Below are 25,010 nucleotides of genomic sequence, written 5' to 3' on the forward strand. Positions count from 1 at the left end.
CTCTGAAAACGGGACTTGCCCGCAGCATGGCGCAGTGCAGCAGGGCTTGCAACCGGCGCCCCGAGGGGCGCCGTCACGCTCACCAGCCCATGTATTGGCCGCCGTTGGCCGACAGGTTGGCGCCGGTGATCCAGGCAGCTTCGTCGGGGAGGAAGAACGCCACCGCGTAGGCGATTTCATCCGGATGGCCGAGGCGCCCGGTGGGAATCTGGGCAACGATCTTCTCGCGCACCGCCTCGGGCACGGCCATCACCATGTCGGTGCCGATGTAGCCGGGGGACACGGTGTTGACGGTGATGCCGAACTTCGCGTTTTCCTGCGCCAGCGAAATCGTGAAGCCGTGCATGCCGGCCTTGGCGGCGGCGTAGTTGGCCTGTCCGTACTGGCCCTTCTGGCCGTTGATCGAACTGATCTGGATGATCCGGCCCCACTTGCGCTCGCGCATGCCCTCGATGACCGCGCGGGTGACGTTGAAGCAGGAGTTGAGGTTGGTGTCGATGACCTCGTTCCACTGGTCCGCGGTCATCTTGTGGAAGGTGCCGTCGCGGGTGATGCCGGCGTTGTTGACCAGCACGTCGACCGGGCCGAGCTGGGCTTCCACGTCGCGCACCATGGCGGCCGCGTCTTCGGCGCTGGACACGTCGCCGCGCGCAAGCGCGACCTCGCAACCGTGGGCCCGCATCTCCTGCTGCCAGGCCCTCGCGCGCTCCTCGTTGCGATAGTTGGTGGCCACGCGGTAGCCCGCGTCTGCCAGCCGCTTGCAGATCGCCGTGCCGATGCCGCCGGTACCGCCGGTCACCAAAGCCACCCGTCCTTCCATGTCTGCGCTCCCCGTTGCATGGACGCCGGACGCGTCCGTTGCCGGATTCTATGCGTCATCCATTGCAGCGCCGTTGTGCAATGCGGCGATGGACACCGGCGCCTGCGGGATGCGGGCGGGATCAATGGCCGCCACTGCAGCGGCCAGCAGCGGCGCGAGTGCAGCATGCGACGGCAGCGCGTGCGGAGCCTGGCCCAGCGCACGCCATGCGGCACGCAGCGCCGGCAGCGGATGCCCGGCATCGACAGCAAGCGCGTGCAGCGATTTCGACAGCTTGCGGCCGTCGCCGTCCAGCACCAGCGGCAGGTGCAGGTAGCGCGGACGCGGCAGGCCGAGCGCCTGCTGCAGCAGCAACTGGCGCGGGGTGGAGTCGAGCAGGTCGGCGCCGCGGACGATGTCGGTGATGCCCTGCGCGGCATCGTCGACGACCACGGCGAGCTGGTAGGCCCAGGGTCCGTCGGCGCGGCGCAGCACGAAGTCGCCGGCTTCGCGGGCCACGTCCTGGGTAACGCGGCCATGCACGCCGTCGTCGAACGCCATGCGGGTGCCGTCGGCCACGCGCAGCCGGATCGCGGGATCGGTGCGGCGCGCGCCCGGGACGCAGCGACGATGGATGCCACCGCTGGCGGCGAGGTCGGTACGGCTGCAATGGCATTCGAACGCCAGGCCCCCGTCCAGCAGCCTGGCCAGGGCCTCCGCGTAAAGCGCCCCGCGGCGCGACTGGTGTTCGACCGGGCGGTCGGGGTGCAGGCCGAACGCCGACAGCGTGCGCAGTTGCGCGCCTGCCGCCCCGGCCACCTCGCGCGGCGGGTCGATGTCTTCCACTCGCACCAGCCACTCGCCACCGGCGCGGCGCGCGAGCAGCCAGCTACCGAAGGCCACGAGCAGCGACCCGAAATGCAGTGGCCCGGTGGGCGAGGGTGCGAAGCGGCCGCGGTACGGCGGTCGTGGCGGATGGGCTGGCTGGGGGGGCACGGTGGGCACCTGGGCGTCAGCTTGAATTTAAACGCGTGCGCCCACAATTTGCACCGCATACCCGCGTCATTCCAGGACACACCCCATGCTCAAGCGCGTTGCTCTCTTCCTCGCCACCAACCTGGCGGTACTCGCGCTGCTCAGCGTCATCATGTCGGTGTTCGGCATCAATCCGCAGTCGATGGGCGGCTTGCTGGTGATGGCGATGCTGTTCGGCTTCGGCGGTTCGCTGATCTCGCTGCTGTCGTCGAAGTGGGTGGCCAAGCGCGCCGCAGGGCTGCACGTCATCACCCAGCCGCGCAACGAGACCGAGCGCTGGCTGGTCGACACCGTCGCCCGCCAGGCGCAGGCCGCCGGCATCGGCATGCCGGAAGTGGCGGTGTACGAAGCGCCCGAAATCAACGCCTTCGCGACCGGCGCGAGCCGCAACAACGCGCTGGTCGCGGTTTCCACGGGCCTGCTGCGCTCGATGGACCACGGCGAGGCCGAGGCCGTGCTGGCCCACGAGGTCAGCCACGTGGCCAACGGCGACATGGTGACCATGGCGCTGCTGCAGGGCGTGCTGAACACGTTCGTGATCGTGCTGGCGCGCGTGGTCGGGCGCGCGGTGGACGGTTATCTCAGCAACGGCCGCGAAGGCGGCGGTGGCATGGCCTACTTCGCCATCGTGTTCGTGCTCGACATGGTGTTCGGGCTGTTCGCCAGCGTGATTGCGATGTGGTTCTCGCGCCACCGCGAATTCCGCGCCGACGCCGGCGGTGCCGCGCTGGCCGGCCGCGACAAGATGGTCGCCGCGCTCAAGCGCCTGTCGCTCAACCAGGGCGCCAACACCCTGCCCAAGCAGGTCGCGGCGTTCGGCATCAGCGGTGGCGTGGCCCACGGCCTGCGCCGCCTGATGATGAGCCACCCGCCGCTGGAAGAGCGCATCCGCGCCCTCGAAGCCGGCAGCATCGACGGCAAGGCTGCCCTGCAGCAGGGCTTCCTCGCCTGATCCCGCTGCGCTGAGGTAGCGGCGGGGCGAGCAGGAGGGGGCTGCGGCGGGGCTGCCCGCGCATGCCGCCCCGCTTCGCTGGCGTTCCGAGGCGTGCGCGTGCCGACATGCCCGGCCAGTCGGTGTTGGGCCGTGGCGGGTTGTGGTGAGCCTTGCGGGTTCACGCGGGGCTGTCCGCGCATGCCGACGCTCTTCGCTGGCGTTCCGAGGCGTGCGAGCGCCGACATGCGCGGACAGCCTTCATGCACCGCGACGGATTGTCGGCCAGCACCCCAGAGCACTGTCCCGTCCTTGCTGCCCTCCCACTGCAGCAGGATCACGAGGAGGCTGGAGGCTGCAGGCCGCAAGCGCACGCCTCGGAACGCCAGCGAAGCTTGCGGCCTGCAGTCTCCAGCCGGACCGTGGCCTTGCGAAAGCAGCCCTTATTCGAAGTCGTAACCCATGTCCGGCCCGGACGGCGCCAGGAAGTGCCCGGACACGTAGTCCACCCCGGTGCCGAACAGCACCGACATCGTGGCCGCATCGCTGACGAATTCGGCCATGGTCTGGATGCCGAGCTCGCGCGCCTTGCCGGCGATCTCGCGGACGCGCTGCTGGTTGTCGGCGCTCTTGGCCAGATCCTCGGTGAAGCCCGGGTCGATCTTCAGCATGTTCGGCTTCAGGTGCGCCAGCAGCTGGAACGAATCCAGGCCCGCCCCGAAGTGCTCCAGCGCGATCCGGCAGTCCAGGCGGCCGATGGCCGCCGCGAACGCCTGCGCCGCCTTGAGGTGGGTGAACACCTTGGCCTCGGGCAGTTCCAGCACCAGGTACTCGCCGGGCACGCCGTGCGCCAGCAGCTGCTCGCCGATGTAGCGCGGCAGGCTGTCGTCGTGCAGCGACGCCTGGCTGACCTTGACCAGCAGCGTGGTGGGCCGGCCGGCGCGGATGCGCTCGCCGATCACCGCGATGGTGTGGCCCACCACGTAGCGGTCGATCTCCCACAGCAGGCCGTGCTCTTCGGCGATCTGCAGGAACGTCAGCGGCTTGATCAGCTCGCCGTCGTCGCTTTTCAGGCGCAGGAACGCCTCGTATACCGCGCCGGTATCGCCCTGCAGGCTGATCACCGGCTGGTAATGCAGCAGGAAGCCCTCGCTGTCGAGCGCGTCGCGCAGGCGGGTGACCCAGGCCTGGACGTGTTCTTCCTCGGCGCGGTCGACCGCGCTGGCGTCGAACAGCTCCAGGCGGTTGCCGCCGGTGCCGCTGGCCGAGGTCACGCCCTCGGTGGCCTTGGCCAGCACTTGGCTGACGCTGGCGATCTTCTCGCCGACCTGCACGCCGCCGATGCTCGCGGTGATCACGCTGGAGCGTTCGCCGATCTCGAACAGCTCCGCGGCGAAGGCTTCGAGCACGCGCGCGGCAGTGGCCTGGGTGCGGGTGTGGTCGCTGTTGCGCAACAGCACGGCGAGCGTGTGTTCGCCGAAGCGGGCCGCGATCGCGTCCTCGCCTTCGGCCTCGACCACGGCCTGCAGGCGCGTGCCCACCGCGGCGAGGATGGCATCGGCTGAATCCAGGCCGATATCTGCCAGCAGGTGCTGGTAGTGGTCGGGTTCGACCAGCAGCAGGCCGTGCTGCACGCTGCCCTGCGATACCGCGTCGACCGCATCCTCCAGCGCGCGCAGGAATGTCGGCCGGTTGAGCAGCCCGGTGACCTGGTCGCGCTGGCGCAGTTCCTCGATCTCCTGCGCCAGCTCGGGGTCGAACGCGTCCTGGCGGCGGAAGATTACCTGCAGGCAGGGCTCGCCCTCGTACTGCGCCTGGGTGAACTCCATGGCCGCGGGGAACGCGTTGCCGTTGATGTCGCGTGCCTCGAGTTCATGGCGCGGCGGCGGGGCGTCGCCGCGGGCGAGGTCCTTGAGCAGCTGCCGGAAGCCCTCGATGTGCTGTGGCGCGACCATGTCGAGCAGCGACATGCCCTCGACGTCCTCGAAATCGTCATAGCCGAACATCTCCAGGTAGGCCTGGTTGGCGCGGATATGCATGCCTTCGTGGATGTAGGCGATCGGCTCGCGCGAGGAATCGATCAGCGCGTCGCAACGGCGCTCGGTCTCGCGCAGGCGGCCTTCGAGCCGGCGCAGCGCGCGCCGTGCCTCGACGTCGGCCCAGACTTCGCGGATCGCGGCCAGCAGCAGTTGCGGCCGTTCGCGCAGGGCGACCGCGCGCACGCCGGCGGTCATCGCGTCGACGTAGCCGGCCTCGTCGATGGTCTCGGCCAGCGCCACCACCGGAAGGTCCTTGCCGCTGGCCAGCACCTGCTGCATGAGCTGCGCGAACGGCACGCTGGCGGACGCCTGTTCGGCCACCACCACGTCGATCGGCTGCGCCGCGATGGTGGTTGCCAGTTCGTCCGCCGATGCCGGGCGCAGCGGGCGCACCGCGATGCCGGCGTTGCGCAGCGTACTGACGATGGCTTCGGCCGCTTCGACGCTGTCGTCGACGATCATCAGCCGCAGGGCGGCATCCTGGCTCTTGGACATTGCGGTCTCCGTGGTAGCGGCGTTATGCCATGCGCCGACGCGCGGCGTCCACGACAGCGGCATGCAGCGCTGGCGAAGCGTGAGCGTCGTCGCCGATGCGCAGGCGATTACAGCGCGCGTTTCGAGGCATCGCCGGCGACTTCGCGCACTAGCCTGGGAACAAGGTAGCCGGGCAGGCGCGCGACCAGCGCCGCGTGCAGTTCACGGGCGTGCGCGTCGGCCACCTCGAAATGCGCGGTGCCGGCGACGCGGTCGAGCTGGTGCAGGTAGTACGGCAGCACGCCGGCGTCGAACCCGCGCTCGCACAGCGTGGCCAGCGCCTCCATCGAATCGTTGACCCCGGCCAGCAGGACCGCCTGGTTGAGCAGGGTGGCGCCGGCGGCGCGCAGCGCGGCCATGGCGGCATCCACGTCGGCGTCGAACTCGTTGCCGTGGTTGGCGTGCACCACCACCACCACCGGCCACGGCAGCGAAGACAGCCACGCCAGCAGTGCGTCATCCACGCGCTCCGGCAGCACCACCGGCAGCCGGGTGTGGATGCGCAGGCGGCGCACGTGGGGCACCGCGCGCAGGCGGTCGGTGACTTCAACCAGCTTGTGGGTGGCGAGCGCCAGCGGGTCTCCGCCTGACAGGATCACCTCGGTGACGGACGGATCGGTGGCGATCGCCTCGACGGCGGCGGCCCAGCCGCCCGCCGCGGCGGTCTCTTCGGCGTAGGGAAAGTGGCGGCGGAAGCAGTAGCGGCAGTTGATCGCGCAGCTGCCGGTGGCCACCAGCAGGGCGCGGCCCTCGTACTTGTGGATCACTCCCCGGGCCACGCGCGCGGCGCCATCGCCGACCGCATCCAGCCCGAACCCGGGCACGGTGCGCAGCTCGTCATCCAGCGGCAGGACCTGGCGCAGCAGGGGGTCGTGGCGGTCGCCGTGGCGCATCCGGCCGATGAACGCGCGCGGCACCCGCAGCGCGAAGGCAGCCACGGCGGCGTCCGGAACGGAGCCGGCTTCGGCCTCCAGGCCGAGCAGGGCGAGCAGCTCGCGCGGGTCGCGGACCGAGTCGCGCCAGGCCTGCTGCCAACCGCGTGGCTGCATGGGAAGGGGGGCTGCGAGTATCATTTCGCCACATTCTAGCCGCTCACGCGGCCTACCCCCGCCGAACCCCTGCAGGAGCACGCATGGCCAGCTATGGCATGAACGACGTCAAGAACGGGATGAAGATCCTGGTCAACAATGATCCGGCCGTCATCACCGACACCGAGTACGTCAAGCCGGGCAAGGGCCAGGCGTTCACCCGCGTGAAGTACCGCCTGATCAAGTCGGGCCGCGTGCAGGAAGTCACCATGAAGGCGACCGACTCCATGGAAGCCGCCGACGTGGTCGATACCGACATGCGCTATCTGTATGCCGACGGCGAGTACTGGCACTTCATGGACCCGGAGAGCTTCGAGCAGGTGCAGGCCGACAAGGCCGGCATGGGCGGCGCCGAGAAGTGGCTGAAGGGCGAGGAAGACTGCGTGGTGACGTTGTGGAACGGCACGCCGATCCAGGTCACCCCGCCGAACTTCGTCGAGCTCAAGATTGCCGAGACCGACCCCGGCGTCCGCGGCGACACCTCCGGCGGTGGCGGCAAGCCGGCCACGCTGGAGACCGGCGCGGTGGTGCGCGTACCGCTGTTCGTCGGCCAGGAAGAAGTCATCAAGGTCGACACGCGCTCCGGCGAGTACGTCAGCCGGGTCAAGTGATGACGGTGGCGGAGACCCCCGAAGCCTGCGACCTGCTGCTCGAGGCCGGCTTCGTGGTGCCGGTCGAGCCGCACGCGGTGGTGCTGGAGGACCATGCGGTGGCGGTCCGCGACGGCGTGATCGTCGCGGTGCTACCGATCGCGGAGGCACGCCTGCGCTTCTCCGCGACGGAGACCGTGTCACGCCCCGGCGCGGCGGTGGTGCCGGGTTTCGTCAACGCCCACACCCACAACCCGATGACCCTGCTGCGCGGGATAGCCGACGACCTGCCGCTCAAGGTCTGGCTGCAGCAGCACATCTGGCCGATCGAGGCCGCGGTGATCGCGCCGGACTTCGTCGCCGACGGCATCACGCTCGCCATCGCCGAAATGCTGCGCGGTGGCACCACCTGTGCCAACGAGAACTACTTCTTCCCGGACGTGCAGGCCGCGGTGTACAAGCGCCACGGCTTCCGCGCCCGGGTCGGCCTGCCGGTCATCGACTTCCCCACCGCGTGGGCGAAGAGCGACGACGAGTACTTCGACAAGGCCGGCGAGGTGCACGACCAGTGGCGCGACGATCCGCTGGTGTCGATGGCGTTCGCGCCGCACGCGCCGTACACCGTCAGCGACGCCAACTTCGAACGCGTGCGCATGCTCTCCGACCAGCTCGACGTGCCGGTGCACCTGCACCTGCACGAGACCGCGCAGGAGGTCGAGCAGTCGATCCGCGAGCATGGCCAGCGCCCGCTGGCACGGCTCGACCGCCTGGGCCTGGTCAACGACCGCCTCATCGCGGTGCACATGACCCAGCTGACCGACGCCGAGATCCACCTGTGCGCCGCGCGCGGCGTGAGCGTGGTGCATTGCCCGGAGTCCAACCTGAAGCTCGCCTCCGGGTTCTGCCCGGCCTGCGCACTGGAGCGCGCGGGCGTGAACCTGGCCATCGGCACCGACGGCTGCGCCAGCAACAACGATCTCGACATGGTCTCCGAAACCCGCACTGCGGCACTGCTGGCCAAGGCGGTGGCGCAGGACGCCGAGGCGTTCGATGCGTTCACCGCGCTGCGCGCGGCGACCCTCGGTGGCGCGAAGGCGATGGGGCTCGACCACCTTGTCGGCTCGATCGAGCCCGGCAAGCAGGCCGACCTGGCCTGCATCGAACTCTCCGACCTCGAGACCCAGCCGCTGCACCACGTGGTGTCGCAGCTGGTCTACGCCGCCGGCCGCCACCAGGTGAGCGACGTCTGGATCGCCGGCCGCGCGCGGCTGCGCGCCCGCCAGCTGGTCGACATGGACGTGGCCGCCATCACCGCCAACGCACGGCAATGGCGCGAGCGCATTGCCGGCATCGACCGCAGGCAGCCATGACCATGCAGCCGTCATCCGACGCACGCCCCAACTTCCGCCAGTCCGAGCTCGACAAGTTCGCCGCGCTCGCCACCCGCTGGTGGGATCCGGACGGGCCGCAGAAGCCGCTGCACGCACTCAATCCGGTGCGCCTGGCCTATGTGCAGGCACGCGCGCCGTTGTCGGGGCGCCGCGCCCTGGATGTCGGCTGTGGCGCCGGGCTGCTGAGCGAGGCCATGGCGCGCGCCGGCGCCGAGGTCACCGCGACCGACCTGGCCGACGAGCTGATCAAGGTCGCGCGCCTGCACGGGCTGGAGTCCGGCCTCAAGGTCGACTACCGGCTGCAGGCGGTGGAAGCACTGGCGGACGAAATGCCCGGCGCGTTCGACACCGTGACCTGCATGGAGATGCTCGAGCACGTGCCCGACCCGGGCGCCATCCTCGGCGCGTGCGCACGCCTGCTGAAGCCGGGCGGTCGCCTGTTCGTGTCCACGCTCAACCGCACGCCGGCGGCGTTCGCGCTGGCGATCGTCGGTGCCGAATACATCGCCCGCCTGCTGCCGCGCGGCACCCACCAGTACCGCGATTTCATCAAGCCGTCGGAGCTGGCCGCATGGCTGCGCGCGGCCGGACTCGAGCTCGAAGACGTCAGCGGCATGGTCTACGAGCCCTGGCGCAACGCGGCGCGGCTGTCGTCGCGCACCGACGTCAACTACCTCGCCTGCGCGCGCAGGCCGGACGCGGCGTGAGCGGAGCTGCATCGCCGGCCGGGCAGGGCGGCCGCTTCCCGCGCTGCGTGCTGTTCGATCTTGACGGCACCCTGCTCGACAGCGCCCCGGACATGGCCGCCACCCTCAACCGCATGCGCGCCGCGCGCGGGGCGGCACCGATGGAGCTTGCTGACGTGCGCCCGCACGTCTCGCGCGGTGCGCGGGCGATGAGCGCGGCGGCCTTCCCGGAGCTTGGCGGCGAGATCGGGCCGGAGATCGTGCGCGAATTCCTCGACACCTATGCCACGGAGCTTGGCCGCCATGGCGCCGCGTTCGACGGCATCGAACCCATGCTGGCCGCGCTCGAAGCCGATGGCGCGTGCTGGGGCATCATCACCAACAAGCCCGAGTACCTGGCGCGCGCGCTGATGCCCGGGCTGGGCTGGGAGTCGCGCAGCGCGGTGCTGATCGGTGGCGACAGCCTGGCCGAACGAAAGCCGCACCCGCTGCCCTTGCTGCACGCCGCGGCACGGCTCGGCTTCGCGCCGGGCGAATGCGTGTACGTCGGCGACGACGAGCGCGACATCCTTGCCGCGCGCGCCGCGGGCATGCGTTCGCTGGTCGCGCTGTGGGGTTACCGACTGCAGCACGACGACCCGCTCACCTGGCAGGCGGACGCCATGGCCGACGCGCCGCAGGACCTGCTCGACCCGGCGGCCTGGCCGTGAGCGTCGATGTGCGCGACGAGGCCGCCGGCTTCGTCGCCAAGTGGCGGACGCGCTGGCCGGAGTGGGCGCTGGCGATGGTGTTCGTGCCGGCGGCGCAGCGCGATGTGGTGGACGCCTGGTTCAGCCTGCTGCAGGAGCTGACCGACGCTGCCTGGGGCGGCAGCGATCCCACGCCCGGGCTTGCCAAGCTGGCCTGGTGGCAGGACGAGTTGGCGGGCTGGGAAAAGGGCGCGCGCCGCCATCCGCTGGGCGCGGTGCTGCAGCCGCGGCAGGCGCCGTGGAAGGCGCTCGGGCACGGCCTGCCTGCGCTGCGCGCCATGCGCGACGACGGCGAGCCCGGCAGCTTGCCGATGGCATCCGCGCCTCGGGATGGTCGGGCCTTCGCCGAGGCGGTTGCCGCGTGCGAGGCGGTGTTGTTCGCCGGGCGCGCGGTCGATGCGGACGCGGTCGCCGCGGTCTCGGCGACGCTGGCCGGGGAGCATTCGCTGCTTGGCGGCGCGGACGTTGCCGCCGGGCCGCTGGCGGCGGCCAGGCCGGCGCGACCCGGCACGCGGCCTCGCGGTATCCATCTCGCCCTGCTGCACGCGCGATTGTCACGCCCCGGACGCGCGGTGCCGCCACTGCGTGCGCTGCTGGCCGCCTGGCGCGGGGCGCGCAGCGCGGCCTGATCGCTACGCAGCGTTGCAGCGAGCGGTTTGCAGCGCCGGGTACAATTGCAAACCGTTCTCGATTGCAGGCATCACGTTTGACTTCCACCACGCAACCGCAGGCGCTGCCCGACGTCGCCGACGACCTCGCCGCAGCCGCGCGCCCGCTCGACTGGGTCGGCATGCGCCGGATCGCGCTGCCGCTGCGCGTGGCCAGCGACGACGGGGACTCCATGCTGGTGCCGGCATCCGCGGACATCGGCGTGAACCTGGCCAGCGCCGACACGCGTGGCATCCACATGTCGCGCCTGTACCTGCGCCTGCAGGACACCCTGGCCGCGCAGCCGCTCACGGTTCCGGTGCTCGGGCGGCTGCTGCAGGACTGCATCGACTCGCAGTCCGGCCTGGCCACCACGGCGCGCCTGACGCTGCGCTACGAGCACCTGCTGCTGCGCCGCGCGCTGGCCAGCGACAACGCCGGTTGGAAGGCCTATCCGGTCGAAGTCGACGCCACGCTGTCGGTCACCGGCCTGGAAACCGTGCTCGCGTTCGGCGTCGACTATTCGAGTACCTGTCCGGCGTCCGCGGCGCTGTCGCGCAGGGCCAACGCCGATCGCTTCGAAGCCGACTTCAACGGTGCACCGCCGCCGTCCGCGACGGCGGTGCGCGACTGGCTGGCGTCTGAGCGCGGCCTGGCCGCCACGCCGCATGCGCAGCGCAGCCGCGCCGACGTGCGCGTGGTGCTGCGCCCCGGCATCGCGATGCTGCCGCTGCGCGAGCTGGTCGACGCGGTCGAAGCCGGGCTCGGCACGCCCGTGCAGACCGCGGTCAAGCGCGAGGACGAGCAGGCCTTTGCCCGCGCCAACGCCGCCAACCTGATGTTCTGCGAGGACGCCGCGCGCCGCGTCGCCGCCGCTGTCGCCGCCGACCCGCGCGTCGCGCGCTTCGACATCACCGTCTCGCACTTCGAGAGCCTGCACGCCCACGACGCCGTGGCGCGCGTGGCGGGGAGCTGCGCGCCGCGCTGAGCCGGCCGCGCCCGCCTCGCTGCACGGCCGGCATGTGCTGGGCTACGATTGCGCGATGGGGAGGGGGGAAACGAAGCGTTTGTCTGGGTGGTGCAGTCTCTGGCTGTGCCTGGTGTTGCTGTGTGCCGGGCCCGCCTCCGCGTCCGCCGGTAACGCCTTCGTGCTGCAGCCGTTGCCGGCCGGCGGGGAAGCCATCGACGTGGCCGACTTGCGTTCCGGCGGTCTCGATGACCGGCTCGGCCCGCCTTCGGCGCCGGTGATCCAGACGCGCCGCGGTGATGTGACCTGGTGGCGGGTCACCACCGCCGTGCCGCTGGCTCCGGACAGCCTGCCGCAACTGGTGCTGCGTTCGCCGTTCCTGAACCATGTGCAGGCGTGGGTGCCCGGCAGTGACGCGCCGGTGAGCCACGCACTGTATGGCGAACACGCGGACTCCCGCTATTCGCACCGCGCGCTGGTGGTGGACCTGCCACAGGGTATCCCGGCAGGCGAAGCTGTCTGGCTGCGTGTGGACGGGGCATCCTCGCTGCAGATGCCGGTCTCCATCGAGTCCCTCGACCAGGTGCATCGCCATGACCTCGCCTTCGTCGCCTGGCGGGTGTTCGTGCTGTCCGTGCTTTCGGTGCTGGTGTTGCTGGCCTTCGCCTTCCGCGTCGGCACCGGCGATGCCAGCTTTGCGTGGTTCGGCGCGATGCTGTTCTTCGCGGTGCTGTATCTCGTGTCCATCAGCGGCGATCTCCGCCTGCTGCCCGGCGCGGACACCGTGTTCGGAGGGTCGTCGCGGGCCAACCGCGTGGTCGGCGGGCTGGGCGTCGTGTGCAGCAACCTGTTCCAGCGCGCCTACCTGGACCTGCGCGGCAAGCTTCCCGCGCTCGATCGGCTGCTGTGGGTGGGCACCGCGTTGGCGGCGGTCGCCGGCGTCGGCAGCATGGTCGGTGATGCCGCCTGGCTGGGGCTTCTGGGCAACATCGGGCTCATGCTCTCGGCCGCCCTGCTGCTGGTCGGGAGCACGATGCTTGCGCTGCGTGGCGATCGTGCCGGGCGCGTGGTCATGGCGTCCTGGCTGCCGCTGATGGTGTTCACGACGCTCATGGCCACTGAGGTGATGGGGCTTTGGGCCGGCCCTTCCTGGCTGGTGCAGGGGCTTGCGGGCAGCTTCGCCGTGGCCGGGCTGCTGCTCACCATTGGCCTGGCCGACAAGCTGATGGAGCTGCGCCGGGACCGCGACCACGCCAGCGCGCGGGCGCGGGCGGATGAGCTGACCGGCATGCTCAACCGCGCCGGCGTGGAGTCGGAGCTCCGGCGGGCCGTGCAGCAGGCCGGCGCCGATGCCGCGCCCGCAAGCATCGCATTCGTGGACGTCGACAACTTCAAGATGATCAACGACGCGTACGGGCACAGCATCGGCGACCAGTGCCTGCGGATCGTGTCGCAGCGCATCCGCAGCCAGCTGCGTGGCGACGAGGTCATCGGCCGGTACGGTGGCGACGAGTTCCTCGTGGTGTTGCCGAAGGCCGGCCTGGACGACGCGCTGGCTGTCGCGCGGCGCATGCTGGCATCGGTCAATGGCCGCCCGCTGGCGATCAACGACCTGCGTTTGGACGGCAGCCTGAGCATCGGCGTGGCGGAACTCGTGGCCGGCGAAACCGCGGAGGCGCTGGTAGAGCGCGCCGATGCCGCGCTGTACGCCAGCAAGCAGGCGGGACGCAACCGCGTGACCGGCGCAGCCAGCGATGGCATGCAGGAAGATCCGCCCGGCGCGCCAGTGACGATATGACCATGCTGTCGCTCGACGCGCTGCAGGAAGGCGACATCCTGCTGATGATGGGTGACGGTCCGCTATCGGATCTGATCGCCTGGGCCAGCGACGGAATCTACAGCCACGCCGCCATCGTTGCCGACAACGGTGAGCTGATCGAGGCCTCGCTGCGCGGCGTACGGCGCTATCCGCTGGCGCGTCGCGTCGCGGAACAGGCGCATTTCCACTGCATCGACGCGTTCCGCATGCGCGATGGCCTCGGCCGGGCGATCGATGCCCGCGACCGTGGTCGTGTCCGCCAGCACGCGCAGGGGATGCTCGGCGTGCCGTACCCGGTCAATCAGCTGGCGCTGCTGGGCGTGGTGATGGCGGTGCGCGGCAAGTGGCCCGCGCATCCACTGGCGCGCAAGCTGGTCAGGCTGGCGCTTGACCATGCGTTGCCGGCCCGATCACCGGCGATGGTCTGCAGCGAAGTCGTCTATCGCAGCTGGGCGGAGTGCGACGTCGACCCGCGGGGCAGGCTGGCGCCGCGGATCGTCGAGGGCGAACGCGGCGTCGCCCCGTTCCCGGCGATCGACTGGAAGGTGCTGTTCGACGAAGTCGGCCCCTTGCTGGGGTCGCAGGCGCTGCTGGCAGCGGGCGCTGCCCGCGGCACCACTGCCCCCGCGGATGCCGACGCCACCGTGCTGCTTGCCGACGACGGCGAGGACATCGCCGACGCCGCCCTGGAACAGGCGCGCCTCCAGGTGCTGGCGGGGCTGGACCAGGGCGTTCTGCTGCGCGGCGCCGGCGTGGAGTCGCTGGCCGATCCGCGCCCGAACCCGCGCCTGGTCTCGCCGCAGGACCTGGCCAACTCGCCCGGCGCGGAACTGCTCGGCCGCCTGATGCAGCGCCCTATGGGGTGAGGCGAGCAGGGCGCCGCCACATCCCTCACGGGCGTTCCAGCACCAGCAGCGGGTCGACGCGCACGTCGAACCAGTTCATGCCCCAGTGCAGGTGGGGGCCGGTGGCGCGCCCTGTGGCGCCGACGGCGGCGAACGCCTGGCCCTGTTCGACGCGGTCGCCTTCCGCGACATCGATGCGCGAGAGGTGCAGGAAGTTGGAGCTCACGCCGTGGCCGTGGTCGATCACCACGGTGCCGCCGGTGAGGTAGAGGCCCGGGTCGGCGAACGTCACCACGCCGGCCGCGGGTGCCTTCACCGCGGTGCCGGTGGGCGCGGCGATGTCCATGCCCGAGTGTCCGGACCCGGGCTTGCCGTTGTAGATGCGCCCGCTGCCGAAGCGTCCACTGATGCGGCCCTCGACCGGGCGCTGGAAGCGCTGCGCGAAGTCGGCGCGGTCGTCGTCGCGCACCCGCGCCGCGGTGACGCGCGCCTGTTCGCGGCGGATGCGCTCGGCGATCGCCGGCGGCGGATCGACGGTCTTCGGCGGCACGCCGTTCACGTGTTCCATCGGCCAGTCGCGCGGGGTGACGGCGATGCTCGCGTCCGTGCGGCTGCCGTCCGGTGCGGTCACGCCCACGCGCAGCGGACCGGTCGCATCGCGTCCCACGCCGAACACCACGCTGCCGTAGCCCGTGGTGCGCAGCACGCGGCCGGCGTAATCGACGCGGCTGCCGGGTGGCACCTTGCCGATCACCAGCGCGCCCTGCTGCACGCTGGCCGGGAACACCACGCGCGTGTCGGACGTGGCCGACTGTTCATTCGAAGCCTGACGCGCGGACGCGCCGGCAGGTGCGAACGCCAGCGCAACGCCTGCGGCCAGCGCCAGCAGCGCCGGCAAGGCGAGCACGGCTCGGATCAACGCGCGAACTCCAGGCGTTTGCCCTGCGGGTCGCCCACCAGTGCAGTGCCATCCCACGCCAGGGCGCCATTGACCCAAGTGGAGGCGATGCGCGAACGGAACGTGGTGCCCTCGAACGGCGACCAGCCGCATTTCGACAGCACGTCCTCGCGCTTCACGGTGAACGGGCGGTCCTCCACCAGCACCAGGTCGGCGTGGTAGCCCTCGCGCAGGAAGCCGCGTTCGGCTACGCCGAACAGCTGTGCAGGCGCGTGCGCGAACTTCTGCACCACGCGCGCGACGTCGAAATGGCCTTCGTGCACGCACTCCAGGGCCGCGACCAGCGCGTACTGCACCAGCGGCAACCCGCTCGGCGCGCGCACGTAGGGGTTGTGCTTTTCTTCCCAGGTGTGCGGCGCGTGGTCGGTGGCGAGCACGTCGATGACATCGTCGGCCAGCGCGCGCAGCAGCGCGGCGCGGTCGGAGGCTTCCTTGATCGCCGGGTTGCACTTGATCTGGTGGCCCAGGCGCGCGTAGTCGGCGCGGTCGAAGCGCAGGAAGTGGATGCAGGTCTCGGCGGTGATGCGCTTGCGCAGCCTGCCGTCGGCATCGACCAGCGGGCCGGCCTCGAACAGCGCGAGTTCGTCGGCGGTGGAGATGTGCAGCACGTGCAGCCGCGTGTCGTGGCGGCGCGCGAGCTCCAGCGCCAGGCGCGTGGACTTGATGCAGGCCTCGCGCGAGCGGATGTCGGGGTGCAGCCCGGCGGGGATGTCATCGCCGTATTTCGCGCGCGCGGCGGCCTGCGCCGCCTCGATCATCGGCGTGTCTTCGCAGTGGGTGATGATCGGCACCGGGGTTTCGCGGAAGATCGCGTCCAGCGTGGCCGGGTTGTCGACCAGCATGTTGCCGGTCGACGCGCCCATGAACACCTTCAGCCCCGGGGTGGCGCGCGGATCGATGGCACGGACCGCCTCGAGGTTGTCGTTGCTCGCGCCCATGTAGAAGCCGTGGTTGGCACGCGCGCGGCCGGCGGCGCGCGCGTACTTGTCCTCGAGCGCCGCGGCATCGAGGGTCGGCGGGCTGGTGTTGGGCATGTCCATGAAGCTGGTCAGGCCACCGGCCACGGCAGCCGCGGATTCGGTGGCCATGTCGGCCTTGTATTCCATGCCCGGTTCGCGGAAGTGCACCTGGTCGTCGATCATCCCCGGCAGCAGCAGGCGGCCGGCGGCATCGACCACGGTTTCGCCGTCGCGCGCGGCCAGGCTGGGGGCGATGGCGTCGATGCGCCCGGCACGGATGCGCAGGTCGGCGTCGAATTCGCGGCCTTCGTTCACCAGTCGGGCGTTGACGATCAGGGTGTCGGTCATCCAGGACGCTCCTTGCGCCGCGGCGGCACGGGGTCGTGCCCGCCGGGATTGAGTGGGTGGCAGCGGCCGACGCGCCGGACCGCAAGCCAGCCGCCACGGAGTGTCCCGTGGCTGGCCAAGGCCTGCATGGCGTACTCGGAACAGCTTGGCGCGAACCGGCAACGTGGCCCGAGCAGCGGGCTGAGCCAGCGTTTGTAAACGCGCAGCAGCGCAATGAGGAGACGATTGATCACGTGGCGCCGACGCAAAGGCCTGCCGCGGTTGCCGCTGCAGTCCGGGCAGGGTATAACACCCCGCTTTCCCGTCCAAGCGACGGGGTGTGGCGCCGGCCACGGATGGTTACCGGCGGCCGGAGCTTCAGGACCGCCGCGCCGCGCCAAGGCCGAGCATTGAATCCTCACCCCGCTGCCGTCATGTTGACGGGATTGCCGGCGGCGTTCGTGCCGGCACCCACTTCCAAGTACAAGGATCGCTGACCGTGGCAGTGAAGAAGACAGTCAAGAAGGCCGCCAAGGCCGCCAAGCCCGCAGCGAAGAAGGCCGCGAAGAAGGCTGCCAAGGCCGCGCCGAAGACCCTTGCCGCCAAGAAGCCAGTTGCAAAGAAGCCGGTTGCGAAGAAGGCCGTTGCAAAGAAGGCAACGAAGCCGGCAGCGAAGAAGACCGTGAACAAGCCCGTGGCGAAGTCCGCCGCCAAGAAGGTCGTGGCAAAAAAGCCCGCGGCCAAGAAGTCCGTCGCCAAGACGGCCCCCAAGAAGGTTGCTGTGAAGAAGACTGTGAAAACTGCCGCAAAGCCGGCTGTCAAGAAAGTCGTGGCGAAAAAGGCTGCGGCAAAGAAAGTCGTGACGAAGGCGCCTGCGGCCAAGGCTGCACCGAAGAAGGCGATTGCCAGTGCACCGGTGGCGAAGAAGGCCGCCGCAACCCCGTCGAAGCCGACTGTGAAGAAGTCCGTTGCACCGGTGGCCAAGGCCCCGGTGAGCAAGGCTCCGGTGACCAGGGCGGTAGCAGCGGCCCAGCCCGTCGTCCAGAAGTCGGCGACCAAGGCGTCCGCCAAGGCCGCGACCAAGGTTGCACCTGCGGCCAAGCCCACGCCTGCGCGTCCAGCCGGCAAGGTCGCGGTGGCGATCACCAACCGTCCGCCGGCCGCCCCGGCGCCCAAGACCCGCTACAAGGTCGTGCCCTACAAGACCGACGAGGCCAACGGGCGCCCGATCGTCCCGGAGGGCTACAAGCCCGGCGCGGACGAGGAGTACATGAGCCCGTTGCAGCTCGAGTATTTCCGCAAGCGCCTCGCGGAATGGCGCGCCGACCTGGTGGAAGAGTCCAAGCAGACCATCGAGAACCTCAAGGACGAAGTGCGCGACGTCGGCGACGACGCCGAGCGTGCCACGCGCGAAACCGAGAACTCGCTCGAACTGCGTACCCGCGACCGCTACCGCAAGCTGATCGGCAAGATCGACAGCACGCTCAAGCGCGTGGATTCCGGCGAATACGGCTACAGCGTCGATTCCGGCGAGGAAATCGGCCTGGATCGCCTCGAGGCGCGCCTCACCGCAGAGCGCACGATCGACGAGCAGGAGCGCTGGGAGCACCTGCGCAAGCAGATCGGCGACTGAGGTCGCTTCTCTCCTGCCGCCCGAAGCCCCGCGATGCGGGGCTTTTTTTATCGCATCGACCGCGCGCGTCCGAGTGATGGCCGGCTGCAGGAGACGCTCGCGTTCTGAATAGGCGAGTACCCACCTGCACCAGGAGTTGCCATGCGTCCCATCGTTTGCCTCGCCATCGCCGTTGCTACCGTCTCGACCGCGTTCCCGTCGTCCGCCGATGCCGCGACCATCGTCCGTCGCATGCTCGAGAACGGAGGTTCGGCCTGCACCGGCGCGTTGCCGACCTACGAGGGCGCGCTGCGCAAGCGCCCACAGGCGATCGCCAACGAGGGCACCACGACCGCGTTTGTCACTTGCTCGCTGGCGATCAACGAACTCGACGCGTCGGCGCCGCATCTCGCCTACCTGCGACTGCTGAACAACAACGCGGTACCTGTGTCAGTGACTTGCACGTTCGTCAACGGCGCACAGTGGCAGGGCAGCGAGTTCTTTCCGATGACGCTGGAATTGTCCGCGAACGGCTCCAGGAACTGGCAGTGGGGCGTCGTTAGCGGCACCGAGCCGTTCCCCAAGCGCCAGGTCAACTTCTCCTGCGCGCTGCCGCCCGGCATCGCGGTGGCCTTTGTTGGCCAGGAATTCAGGCAGGAGATCGGCGCGCCCTGATCCGACCGGGGTGCGTCCTCGAAGGCCCCGCTCCGGCGGGGTCTTCGCGTTTCACGGCGGCGCCGCATGCTCGGCGCTAATGCAGCTCGCGCATGTCCAGGCGCCGCAACCGCGGCGCGCGCCACGCAGTGACCGCCGCCACGGTCATGGTCACGCAGCCGCCCAGCACCACCGCCGGCACCAGCCCGAGCAGGCGGCCCATGGAGCCGGCGTAGAACGCGCCCAGTTCGTTCGACGAGCCCACGAACAGGCCGTTGATCGAAGACACCCGGCCGCGCATCGCATCCGGCGTGGCCAGCTGCAGGATGGTCGAGCGCAGCACCACCGACACGCCGTCACAGACACCCGACATCAGCAGGAAGAACGCCGACAGCCAGAACGCGGTCGACAGCCCGAAACCGATGATGCAGATGCCGAAGCCGGCCACCGCGAACAGCAGGATGCGCCCGGCGTTGCGCGTCGGTGGCCGTCGCGCCAGCCACACGCCCATCGCTACAGCACCCAGCGCCGGCGCGCTGCGCAGGATCCCGAGGCCTTCCGGGCCGTAGTGCAGGATTTCCTTGATGAAGGCGGGCGCAAGCGAGATCGCGCCGCCAAACAGCACCGCGAACATGTCCAGCGCCAGCGCGGCCAGCAGGATCTGGTGCGAGAACACGAAGCGCGCGCCTTCGGCGATGCTGGCAAAGATCGGCGCGCCCTGCAGGGTGATCGCGGGCTCGGTCACCTTCAGTCGGCCGACGGCCAGCGCGGCCATCAGCGCAAAGCCGGCCGCAACGGCATAGGCCGCGGACTTGCCGGCCAGGCCGACGATCAACCCGCCGGCTGCCGGCCCCAGCACCATCGCGGACTGGAACACGATCGAACCCACGCTCGCGCCGCGTGCGAACTGGGTGCGTGGCAGCACCCGCGCGAACAGCGCGTTGTAGACCGGGCCGAGGAACGCGCGCACCGCGCCGGTCAGCGCGACCGCGGCGTAGATCCAGCCGACGTGCACCTGGCCGAGCACGCCGGCGGCGATCAATGCCAGCGCGATCGGCGTCAGCGCCAGGCCGATGCAGGCGAACATGCCAAGCCTGCGCCGTGGGAGATGGTCCACCAGGTACCCCGCGAACGGCGCCACGCAAAAGTACGGCAGCAGTTCCGCCAGGCCGATCAGGCCGAGCATCCACGGGTCGCGCGTGAGCTCATAGACATGCCAGCCCACCGTCACCGCGACCATCTGGTAGGACAGGATGTTGCAGATCCGGTAGGCCATCAGCCCGCGGAACGAGCGGTTGCGCAGCGGTGCCGCGCTGTCCTGCCCAGTGCCGTCAGTGTCGCCCGGTGGCGTGGCGGCGGTGCCCGCCGTGGTCACGCCTGCGCGCGCTGCGCGGTATCGCGGATCACGGCGAGGAGCGCGGCCAGGCCGTTGCTGCGGGTGGGCGAAAGATGCTTCGCCAGCCCGATGTCGGCGATGTAGCCCGGCTCGGACGCAAGGATCTCCGCGGCGCTGCGGCCCGCGTAGACGCGCAACGCCAGGAACACCAGGCCGGAGACGATGGCCGAGTCACTGGCCGCGGCGAAATCCAGCCGCGTGGCGTCGCCGGACGGCACGATCCAAACCATCGACTGGCAGCCGAGCAGCCGGTGCTCCTCGGTGCGCAGTGCGTCCGGGAACGGCGGCAGCTTGCGGCCGAGGTCGATCAAGTACTGGTAACGCTCCGACCAGTCGCTGAAGAACGCGAACTCGTCGCGGATCGCGGCCTGGGCCTCGTCGGCGGTGGCTTCGAGCGGGAATACGGTGTCGTTCATGCGCGCTTCCAGCGTACGCCCTGCGGCGTGTCCTCGAGCAGGATGCCTTCGCCGGCAAGCTGGTCGCGGATGCTGTCCGCGCGTGCGAAGTCGCGCGCCTGCTTGGCGGCGGCGCGCTCCTCGACGAGGGCCTGGATGCGTGCGTCGTCATCGCCCGACGCGCCGCGCGCGAACCACGCCGCCGGCGACTGCTGCAGCAGGCCCAGGATGCGGCCACCGGCGCGCAGGCTGGCGCCGTGGGTGGCCAGTGCCAGCAACGGGCCGTCCCCGGATGCTTCGCCGTGGGCGATCGCGTTGCGCAGCACGCGCGCGTTGCCGGCGATCGCGGCCAGTTCGGCCAGTGCCTGCGGGGTGTTGAGGTCGTCGTCGAGCGCGGCTTCGACCGCGTCGGGAATCGCGACGTCCGGAGCCGTGCCCGCGGGTACCAGCGCGTCGACGTCGCGGAGCGTGCCGTACAGCCGGTCCAGGGTGCGCACGCTCTGTTCGACCAGCGCATCCGACCAGTCCAGCGGCTGCCGGTAGTGCGCCGACATCAGTGCATGGCGCAGCGCTTCGGGCGGGTGCGCGCGCACCAGGTCGTGGACCTTCTCGATGTTGCCCAGCGACTTCGACATCTTGGCGCCGCCGAAGTTGAGCATGCCGTTGTGCAGCCAGAATCGCGCGAACGGCTTGCCGCCGTGCGCGCACTCGCTCTGCGCGATCTCGTTTTCGTGGTGCGGGAACTGCAGGTCCACGCCGCCGGCGTGGATGTCGATGGTCTCGCCGAGATGGGCGGCGGCCATCGCCGAGCATTCGATGTGCCAGCCCGGGCGGCCATGGCCCCAGGGCGAGTCCCAGCCGGGCAGGTCGCCGGTGGAGGGCTTCCATAGCACGAAGTCGCCCGGGTCGCGCTTGTACGGGGCCACTTCGACGCGGGCGCCGGCGAGCATGTCCTCGAGCTCGCGGCGCGAGAGCTTGCCGTAGCCATCGAAGCTTGCGACCGCGAACAGCACGTGGCCTTCGGCGGCATACGCGTTGCCTGCGGCGACGAGGCGCTCGACCATGGCGATGATCTGCGGGATGTGGCGCGTGGCCTCCGGCTCGATGTCCGGCGGCGCCACGCCCAGCGCGGCCATGTCCTCGCGGTAGGCGGCGGCGAAGCGGTCGGTGATGGCCGAGATCGGCACGCCCTGTTCGGCGGCGGCGGCGTTGATCTTGTCGTCGACGTCGGTGATGTTGCGGGCGTAGTCCAGACGGCCGAAACGGCGGCGCAGCAGCCGCGCCAGCACGTCGAACACCACCGGCCCGCGCGCGTTGCCGATATGCACGTAGTTGTAGACCGTGGGCCCGCAGACATACATCGTCGTGCGCTCCGGATCCGCGGGTTGGAAGTCCTCGACCCGCCGGGTCAGGCTGTTGAACAGTCGCAGGGTCATTGCATGGGCCGCTGTGCAGACCCGTGATTCTAGCGGCCGCGGCAGGGCCACGACAGCCACGATTCAGCCCCTGTGCCCGGCCAGCCCATACACTGCCGGATATCCATGCACCCGTCCTCGCCCGCCAAGCGGTGCCTGCCGCTGCTCTTCGTCGCCGCCCTCGCGGCGCCCGCGGCGTGGGCGCAGCACACGGTGATCCAGTCCGAGAACGTGCGCTACGAGTACGCCCAGGTGCTGCGCGCGGAGCCGGTCTACCAGACCCTGCGCGCCACCAGCATGGTCGAGCGCTGCGAGCAGTCGTCGATGGTGCAGGCCGCAGACGACCCGGAATCGCGCCGCGGGCTGGCGCGCGTGGTCGGCGCGGTCAAGGACGTGCTCGCCCCGGCAAGGGCGGCGGAGGTTGCAGGCAGTGACGACGCCGACGCCGCGGGCTGCCGCATGGTGCCCGTGGAGCGCGAGTTCCGCCGCCCGATCGCCTACGACGTCGATTACGTGCACCGCGGCAGCAAGTACCGCTCGCGCCTGCCCGCAGACCCCGGCAACCGGCTGCGGGTGCGGGTGTCGGTGACGCCGGTGGCGCCCGCCGGCAACCAGGATTAGACCCCGACGCTTGCACCCCGGGCCGCGGGCATGGGACCATTCCGGGTCATGCAGCACACCGCGATCAGCAGCGCCGACCTCCTCACCTCCGCCCGCATGGCGTCGGGGATGACCTCGCGCGCGCACCGACCGGACGCCCTCATTCCCGCGGGTTGAGACCGGATCGCCTGTATGTCCGTTGTCCAGAGCCCGGCCCGAGCCGGGTTTTTTCGTTTCCAGACCCATGGACCAGACCATGACCCCACCGATCAAGCCCGCTCCAATCAAGCACTTCCTCAATACCCAGGACTGGAGCCGCGCCGAGCTCGACGCCGTGCTGGCCGACGCCGAGCGCATGAAGCGCGATCGCCTGGGTGACGCGTTCAAGGGCAAGTCGATCGCCCTGCTGTTCTTCAATCCCTCGCTGCGCACGCGCACCAGCTTCGAGCTCGGCGCGTTCCAGCTCGGCGGCCACGCGGTGGTGCTGCAGCCCGGCAAGGACGCCTGGCCGATCGAGTTCGACCTGGGCACGGTGATGGACGGCGAGGCCGAGGAGCACATCGCCGAGGTCGCGCGCGTGCTCAGCCGCTACGTCGACATGATCGGCGTGCGCGCGTTCCCGAAGTTCGTCGACTGGTCGCTGGACCGCGAGGACCGCGTGCTGGCCGGCTTCGCGAAGTACGCCACGGTGCCGGTGATCAACATGGAAACCATCACGCATCCCTGCCAGGAGCTGGCGCACGCGCTGGCGCTGCAGGAGCATTTCGGCACGCGCGACCTGCGCGGCAAGAAGTATGTCCTCACCTGGACCTACCATCCCAAGCCGCTGAACACGGCCGTCGCCAACTCGGCGCTGACCATCGCCACCCGGATGGGCATGGACGTGACGCTGCTGTGCCCCACGCCGGAGTACGTCCTGGACGAGCGCTACATGGGCTGGGCGGCCGACAACATCGCCGAGAGCGGCGGCTCGCTCACCGTCAGCCACGACATCGACAGCGCCTATGCCGGCGCCGACGTGGTGTACGCCAAGAGCTGGGGCGCGCTGCCGTACTTCGGCAACTGGGCGCCGGAGAAGCCGATCCGCGACCAGTACCGCCACTTCATGGTCGACGAGGCCAAGATGGCGCGCACCAACGATGCCGTCTTCAGCCACTGCCTGCCGCTGCGCCGCAACATCAAGGCCACGGATGCGGTGATGGATTCACCGCGCTGCATCGCCGTCGACGAGGCCGGCAACCGCCTGCACGTGCAGAAGGCGGTGATGGCGGCGCTGGCCAGGCAGTAAACCGGCAGCGCCCCTCCGGCGCCGCGCAGCAACGAATTCCTCCCCCACGTCCAGATCGAGCGGCATCCATGAACACCCCCGAGACATCCAAAGACATCGTCCTCGCCTTCTCCGGCGGCCTCGACACCAGCTTCTGCGTGCCGTGGCTGAAGGAGCAGGGCTGGAACGTGCACACCGTGTTCGCCGACACCGGCGGCGTCGATGCCGACGAGCGTGCCTTCATCGAAAAGCGCGCCGCGGAGCTCGGCGTGGCCAGCCACGTCACGATCGATGGCGGTCCGGCGATCTGGGACGGCTTCGTGAAGCCGTTCGTATGGGCCGGCGAGTGCTACCAGGGCCAGTACCCGCTGCTGGTCTCCGACCGCTACCTGATCGTCGACGCCACCCTGGCGCGCGCCCGCGACCTCGGCACCAATGCCATCGCGCATGGCTGCACCGGCATGGGCAACGACCAGGTGCGCTTCGACCTGGCGGTGAAGGCTTCGGGTGATTTCCGCATCGTGGCGCCGATCCGCGAGATCCAGAAGGAACACACGCAGACCCGCGCTTACGAGCAGGAGTACCTGGCCGCGCGAGGCTTCGGCGTGCGCGCCAAGCAGCGCGCCTACACGATCAACGAGAACCTGCTCGGGCTGACCATGTCCGGCGGCGAGATCGACCGCTGGGAGGCCCCGGGCGAGGGCGCGCGCGGCTGGTGCGCGCCGCGCGCCGCATGGCCGGAGCAGACGCTGAGCGTGGCGCTGCGCTTCGTCAACGGCGAAGCCGTGGCCATGGACGGCGAGGAGATGCGCGGCGAAACGCTGTTGGCACGCCTCAACACCATGTTCGCGCCGTACGGCGTGGGCCGCGGCATGTACACCGGCGACACCACCATCGGCCTCAAGGGCCGCATCGTGTACGAGGCGCCGGGCCTGACCGCACTGCTGGCCGCACACCGCGCGCTGGAAGAAGCAGTGCTCACCAAGCAGCAGAACCGCTTCAAGCCCGACGTTGCGCGCAAGTGGGTGGAGCTGGTGTACGAAGGCTTCTTCCACGACCCGCTGAAGACCGATCTCGAGGCGTTCCTGGCCTCGTCGCAGGCGACCGTCAACGGCGAAGTGGTGCTGGAGACCCGCGGCGGCCGCGTCGACGCGGTGGCGGTGCGTTCGCCGCACATCCTCAATGCCAGCGGCGCGACCTACGCGCAGTCGGCCGACTGGGGCGTGGAGGAGGCCGAGGGCTTCATCAAGCTGTTCGGCATGAGCTCGACGCTGTGGGCGGAGGTCAACCGCCAGTGAGCCACGCC

At 70.2% G+C, this 25,010-nt stretch carries 24 protein-coding genes; 14 read left to right on the plus strand and 10 right to left on the minus strand.

What is annotated here, in order from left to right; genetic code table 11:
* Positions 1-79 precede the first annotated feature (79 nt).
* Positions 80-820, minus strand: a complete 741-nt coding sequence (locus tag JHB91_RS00890) for a beta-ketoacyl-ACP reductase (RefSeq protein ID WP_199470838.1) — start codon at positions 818-820, stop codon at positions 80-82.
* Between the two features lie 48 nt (positions 821-868).
* A complete protein-coding gene (gene gluQRS, locus JHB91_RS00895; protein ID WP_199470839.1) occupies positions 869-1,795 on the minus strand; it encodes a tRNA glutamyl-Q(34) synthetase GluQRS in 927 nt (308 codons plus the stop codon).
* Positions 1,796-1,880: 85 nt separating this feature from the next.
* Between gluQRS and htpX the strand changes: the two genes are divergently transcribed.
* The gene (gene htpX / locus JHB91_RS00900; protein WP_199470840.1) at positions 1,881-2,786 is read left to right on the plus strand and encodes a protease HtpX; all 906 of its coding nucleotides are present in this window, start codon (positions 1,881-1,883) and stop codon (positions 2,784-2,786) included.
* Positions 2,787-3,208: 422 nt separating this feature from the next.
* On the opposite strand, the gene JHB91_RS00905 is transcribed toward htpX, so the two are convergent.
* Together JHB91_RS00905 and epmB are read right to left on the minus strand one after the other, a co-directional pair.
* Positions 3,209-5,299, minus strand: coding sequence for an EAL domain-containing protein (locus JHB91_RS00905; RefSeq protein ID WP_199470841.1), 2,091 nt, complete (start codon positions 5,297-5,299; stop codon positions 3,209-3,211).
* A gap of 107 nt (positions 5,300-5,406) precedes the next feature.
* Positions 5,407-6,411, minus strand: a complete 1,005-nt coding sequence (gene epmB / locus JHB91_RS00910) for an EF-P beta-lysylation protein EpmB (RefSeq protein ID WP_199470842.1) — start codon at positions 6,409-6,411, stop codon at positions 5,407-5,409.
* Between the two features lie 59 nt (positions 6,412-6,470).
* Between epmB and efp the strand changes: the two genes are divergently transcribed.
* The 8 genes from efp to JHB91_RS00950 all read left to right on the plus strand — a co-directional run bounded on the left by efp (position 6,471) and on the right by JHB91_RS00950 (position 14,142).
* Positions 6,471-7,037: an elongation factor P gene (efp, locus tag JHB91_RS00915; RefSeq protein ID WP_199373022.1), complete on the plus strand. Its 567-nt coding sequence runs from the start codon at positions 6,471-6,473 to the stop codon at positions 7,035-7,037.
* The gene (locus JHB91_RS00920) at positions 7,037-8,386 is read left to right on the plus strand and encodes a TRZ/ATZ family hydrolase (RefSeq protein ID WP_199470843.1); all 1,350 of its coding nucleotides are present in this window, start codon (positions 7,037-7,039) and stop codon (positions 8,384-8,386) included. The genes efp and JHB91_RS00920 overlap by 1 nt, the downstream gene beginning before the upstream one ends.
* A gap of 2 nt (positions 8,387-8,388) precedes the next feature.
* Positions 8,389-9,114 carry a bifunctional 2-polyprenyl-6-hydroxyphenol methylase/3-demethylubiquinol 3-O-methyltransferase UbiG gene (ubiG, locus tag JHB91_RS00925; RefSeq protein ID WP_199472604.1) on the plus strand — a complete coding sequence of 242 codons (726 nt, stop codon included), beginning with the start codon at positions 8,389-8,391 and terminating at the stop codon, positions 9,112-9,114.
* On the plus strand, positions 9,111-9,803 hold the full coding sequence (gene gph, locus JHB91_RS00930; RefSeq protein ID WP_199470844.1) for a phosphoglycolate phosphatase: 693 nt from the start codon (positions 9,111-9,113) through the stop codon (positions 9,801-9,803). Before ubiG ends, gph begins: the two co-directional genes overlap by 4 nt.
* Positions 9,800-10,471, plus strand: coding sequence for a phytoene/squalene synthase family protein (locus JHB91_RS00935; protein WP_199470845.1), 672 nt, complete (start codon positions 9,800-9,802; stop codon positions 10,469-10,471). The genes gph and JHB91_RS00935 overlap by 4 nt, the downstream gene beginning before the upstream one ends.
* Positions 10,472-10,548: 77 nt before the next feature.
* Positions 10,549-11,478, plus strand: a complete 930-nt coding sequence (gene folE2 / locus JHB91_RS00940) for a GTP cyclohydrolase FolE2 (RefSeq protein ID WP_233398494.1) — start codon at positions 10,549-10,551, stop codon at positions 11,476-11,478.
* 199 nt (positions 11,479-11,677) lie between these two features.
* Positions 11,678-13,255 (plus strand): diguanylate cyclase, encoded by a 1,578-nt coding sequence (locus JHB91_RS00945; protein WP_199470847.1) that lies wholly within the window; start codon positions 11,678-11,680, stop codon positions 13,253-13,255.
* 2 nt (positions 13,256-13,257) lie between these two features.
* The gene (locus JHB91_RS00950; RefSeq protein ID WP_233398495.1) at positions 13,258-14,142 is read left to right on the plus strand and encodes a hypothetical protein; all 885 of its coding nucleotides are present in this window, start codon (positions 13,258-13,260) and stop codon (positions 14,140-14,142) included.
* 25 nt (positions 14,143-14,167) lie between these two features.
* On the opposite strand, the gene JHB91_RS00955 is transcribed toward JHB91_RS00950, so the two are convergent.
* From JHB91_RS00955 to yidD, 3 genes are read right to left on the minus strand one after another with little or no spacing between them, the layout of a single operon-like run.
* On the minus strand, positions 14,168-15,010 hold the full coding sequence (locus tag JHB91_RS00955) for a M23 family metallopeptidase (RefSeq protein ID WP_199472606.1): 843 nt from the start codon (positions 15,008-15,010) through the stop codon (positions 14,168-14,170).
* A gap of 26 nt (positions 15,011-15,036) precedes the next feature.
* Positions 15,037-16,386, minus strand: coding sequence for a dihydroorotase (locus JHB91_RS00960; protein WP_199470848.1), 1,350 nt, complete (start codon positions 16,384-16,386; stop codon positions 15,037-15,039).
* The gene (yidD, locus tag JHB91_RS00965; RefSeq protein WP_199373015.1) at positions 16,383-16,619 is read right to left on the minus strand and encodes a membrane protein insertion efficiency factor YidD; all 237 of its coding nucleotides are present in this window, start codon (positions 16,617-16,619) and stop codon (positions 16,383-16,385) included. Before yidD ends, JHB91_RS00960 begins: the two co-directional genes overlap by 4 nt.
* A 245-nt stretch (positions 16,620-16,864) precedes the next feature.
* On the opposite strand from yidD, the gene dksA reads away from it, so the two are divergent.
* Both dksA and JHB91_RS00975 read left to right on the plus strand, forming a co-directional pair.
* Complete coding sequence (gene dksA, locus JHB91_RS00970) at positions 16,865-17,998, plus strand: RNA polymerase-binding protein DksA (protein WP_199373254.1); 1,134 nt, start codon at positions 16,865-16,867, stop codon at positions 17,996-17,998.
* 141 nt (positions 17,999-18,139) lie between these two features.
* Positions 18,140-18,652 carry a hypothetical protein gene (locus JHB91_RS00975; protein WP_199470849.1) on the plus strand — a complete coding sequence of 171 codons (513 nt, stop codon included), beginning with the start codon at positions 18,140-18,142 and terminating at the stop codon, positions 18,650-18,652.
* A 76-nt stretch (positions 18,653-18,728) separates the two neighbouring features.
* On the opposite strand, the gene JHB91_RS00980 is transcribed toward JHB91_RS00975, so the two are convergent.
* The 3 genes from JHB91_RS00980 to cysS all read right to left on the minus strand — a co-directional run bounded on the left by JHB91_RS00980 (position 18,729) and on the right by cysS (position 21,858).
* Complete coding sequence (locus JHB91_RS00980) at positions 18,729-19,934, minus strand: MFS transporter (RefSeq protein ID WP_255527525.1); 1,206 nt, start codon at positions 19,932-19,934, stop codon at positions 18,729-18,731.
* Between the two features lie 68 nt (positions 19,935-20,002).
* Positions 20,003-20,443: a SufE family protein gene (locus JHB91_RS00985; RefSeq protein ID WP_199373014.1), complete on the minus strand. Its 441-nt coding sequence runs from the start codon at positions 20,441-20,443 to the stop codon at positions 20,003-20,005.
* Positions 20,440-21,858 (minus strand): cysteine--tRNA ligase, encoded by a 1,419-nt coding sequence (gene cysS / locus JHB91_RS00990; protein ID WP_199470850.1) that lies wholly within the window; start codon positions 21,856-21,858, stop codon positions 20,440-20,442. Before cysS ends, JHB91_RS00985 begins: the two co-directional genes overlap by 4 nt.
* A gap of 105 nt (positions 21,859-21,963) precedes the next feature.
* Between cysS and JHB91_RS00995 the strand changes: the two genes are divergently transcribed.
* The 3 genes from JHB91_RS00995 to JHB91_RS01005 all read left to right on the plus strand — a co-directional run bounded on the left by JHB91_RS00995 (position 21,964) and on the right by JHB91_RS01005 (position 25,002).
* On the plus strand, positions 21,964-22,458 hold the full coding sequence (locus JHB91_RS00995) for a hypothetical protein (RefSeq protein WP_199373012.1): 495 nt from the start codon (positions 21,964-21,966) through the stop codon (positions 22,456-22,458).
* A gap of 235 nt (positions 22,459-22,693) precedes the next feature.
* Positions 22,694-23,725, plus strand: a complete 1,032-nt coding sequence (locus JHB91_RS01000) for an N-acetylornithine carbamoyltransferase (protein WP_199373011.1) — start codon at positions 22,694-22,696, stop codon at positions 23,723-23,725.
* A gap of 68 nt (positions 23,726-23,793) precedes the next feature.
* On the plus strand, positions 23,794-25,002 hold the full coding sequence (locus tag JHB91_RS01005; protein WP_199470851.1) for an argininosuccinate synthase: 1,209 nt from the start codon (positions 23,794-23,796) through the stop codon (positions 25,000-25,002).
* Positions 25,003-25,010: the final 8 nt, after the last annotated feature.

It is taken from the genome of Luteimonas sp. MC1828 (assembly GCF_016461615.1).
GTDB lineage: Bacteria > Pseudomonadota > Gammaproteobacteria > Xanthomonadales > Xanthomonadaceae > Luteimonas.

Coding starts and splice junctions, on each gene's coding strand:
- cysS (WP_199470850.1), bottom strand. CDS start 21,858: ATGACCCTGCGACTGTTCAACAGCCTGACCCGGCGGGTCGAGGACTTC.
- JHB91_RS01000 (WP_199373011.1), top strand. CDS start 22,694: ATGACCCCACCGATCAAGCCCGCTCCAATCAAGCACTTCCTCAATACC.
- JHB91_RS00995 (WP_199373012.1), top strand. CDS start 21,964: ATGCACCCGTCCTCGCCCGCCAAGCGGTGCCTGCCGCTGCTCTTCGTC.
- JHB91_RS01005 (WP_199470851.1), top strand. CDS start 23,794: ATGAACACCCCCGAGACATCCAAAGACATCGTCCTCGCCTTCTCCGGC.
- JHB91_RS00950 (WP_233398495.1), top strand. CDS start 13,258: ATGCTGTCGCTCGACGCGCTGCAGGAAGGCGACATCCTGCTGATGATG.
- JHB91_RS00985 (WP_199373014.1), bottom strand. CDS start 20,443: ATGAACGACACCGTATTCCCGCTCGAAGCCACCGCCGACGAGGCCCAG.
- efp (WP_199373022.1), top strand. CDS start 6,471: ATGGCCAGCTATGGCATGAACGACGTCAAGAACGGGATGAAGATCCTG.
- htpX (WP_199470840.1), top strand. CDS start 1,881: ATGCTCAAGCGCGTTGCTCTCTTCCTCGCCACCAACCTGGCGGTACTC.
- JHB91_RS00920 (WP_199470843.1), top strand. CDS start 7,037: ATGACGGTGGCGGAGACCCCCGAAGCCTGCGACCTGCTGCTCGAGGCC.
- JHB91_RS00960 (WP_199470848.1), bottom strand. CDS start 16,386: ATGACCGACACCCTGATCGTCAACGCCCGACTGGTGAACGAAGGCCGC.
- ubiG (WP_199472604.1), top strand. CDS start 8,389: ATGCAGCCGTCATCCGACGCACGCCCCAACTTCCGCCAGTCCGAGCTC.
- JHB91_RS00890 (WP_199470838.1), bottom strand. CDS start 820: ATGGAAGGACGGGTGGCTTTGGTGACCGGCGGTACCGGCGGCATCGGC.
- JHB91_RS00905 (WP_199470841.1), bottom strand. CDS start 5,299: ATGTCCAAGAGCCAGGATGCCGCCCTGCGGCTGATGATCGTCGACGAC.
- epmB (WP_199470842.1), bottom strand. CDS start 6,411: ATGATACTCGCAGCCCCCCTTCCCATGCAGCCACGCGGTTGGCAGCAG.
- JHB91_RS00975 (WP_199470849.1), top strand. CDS start 18,140: ATGCGTCCCATCGTTTGCCTCGCCATCGCCGTTGCTACCGTCTCGACC.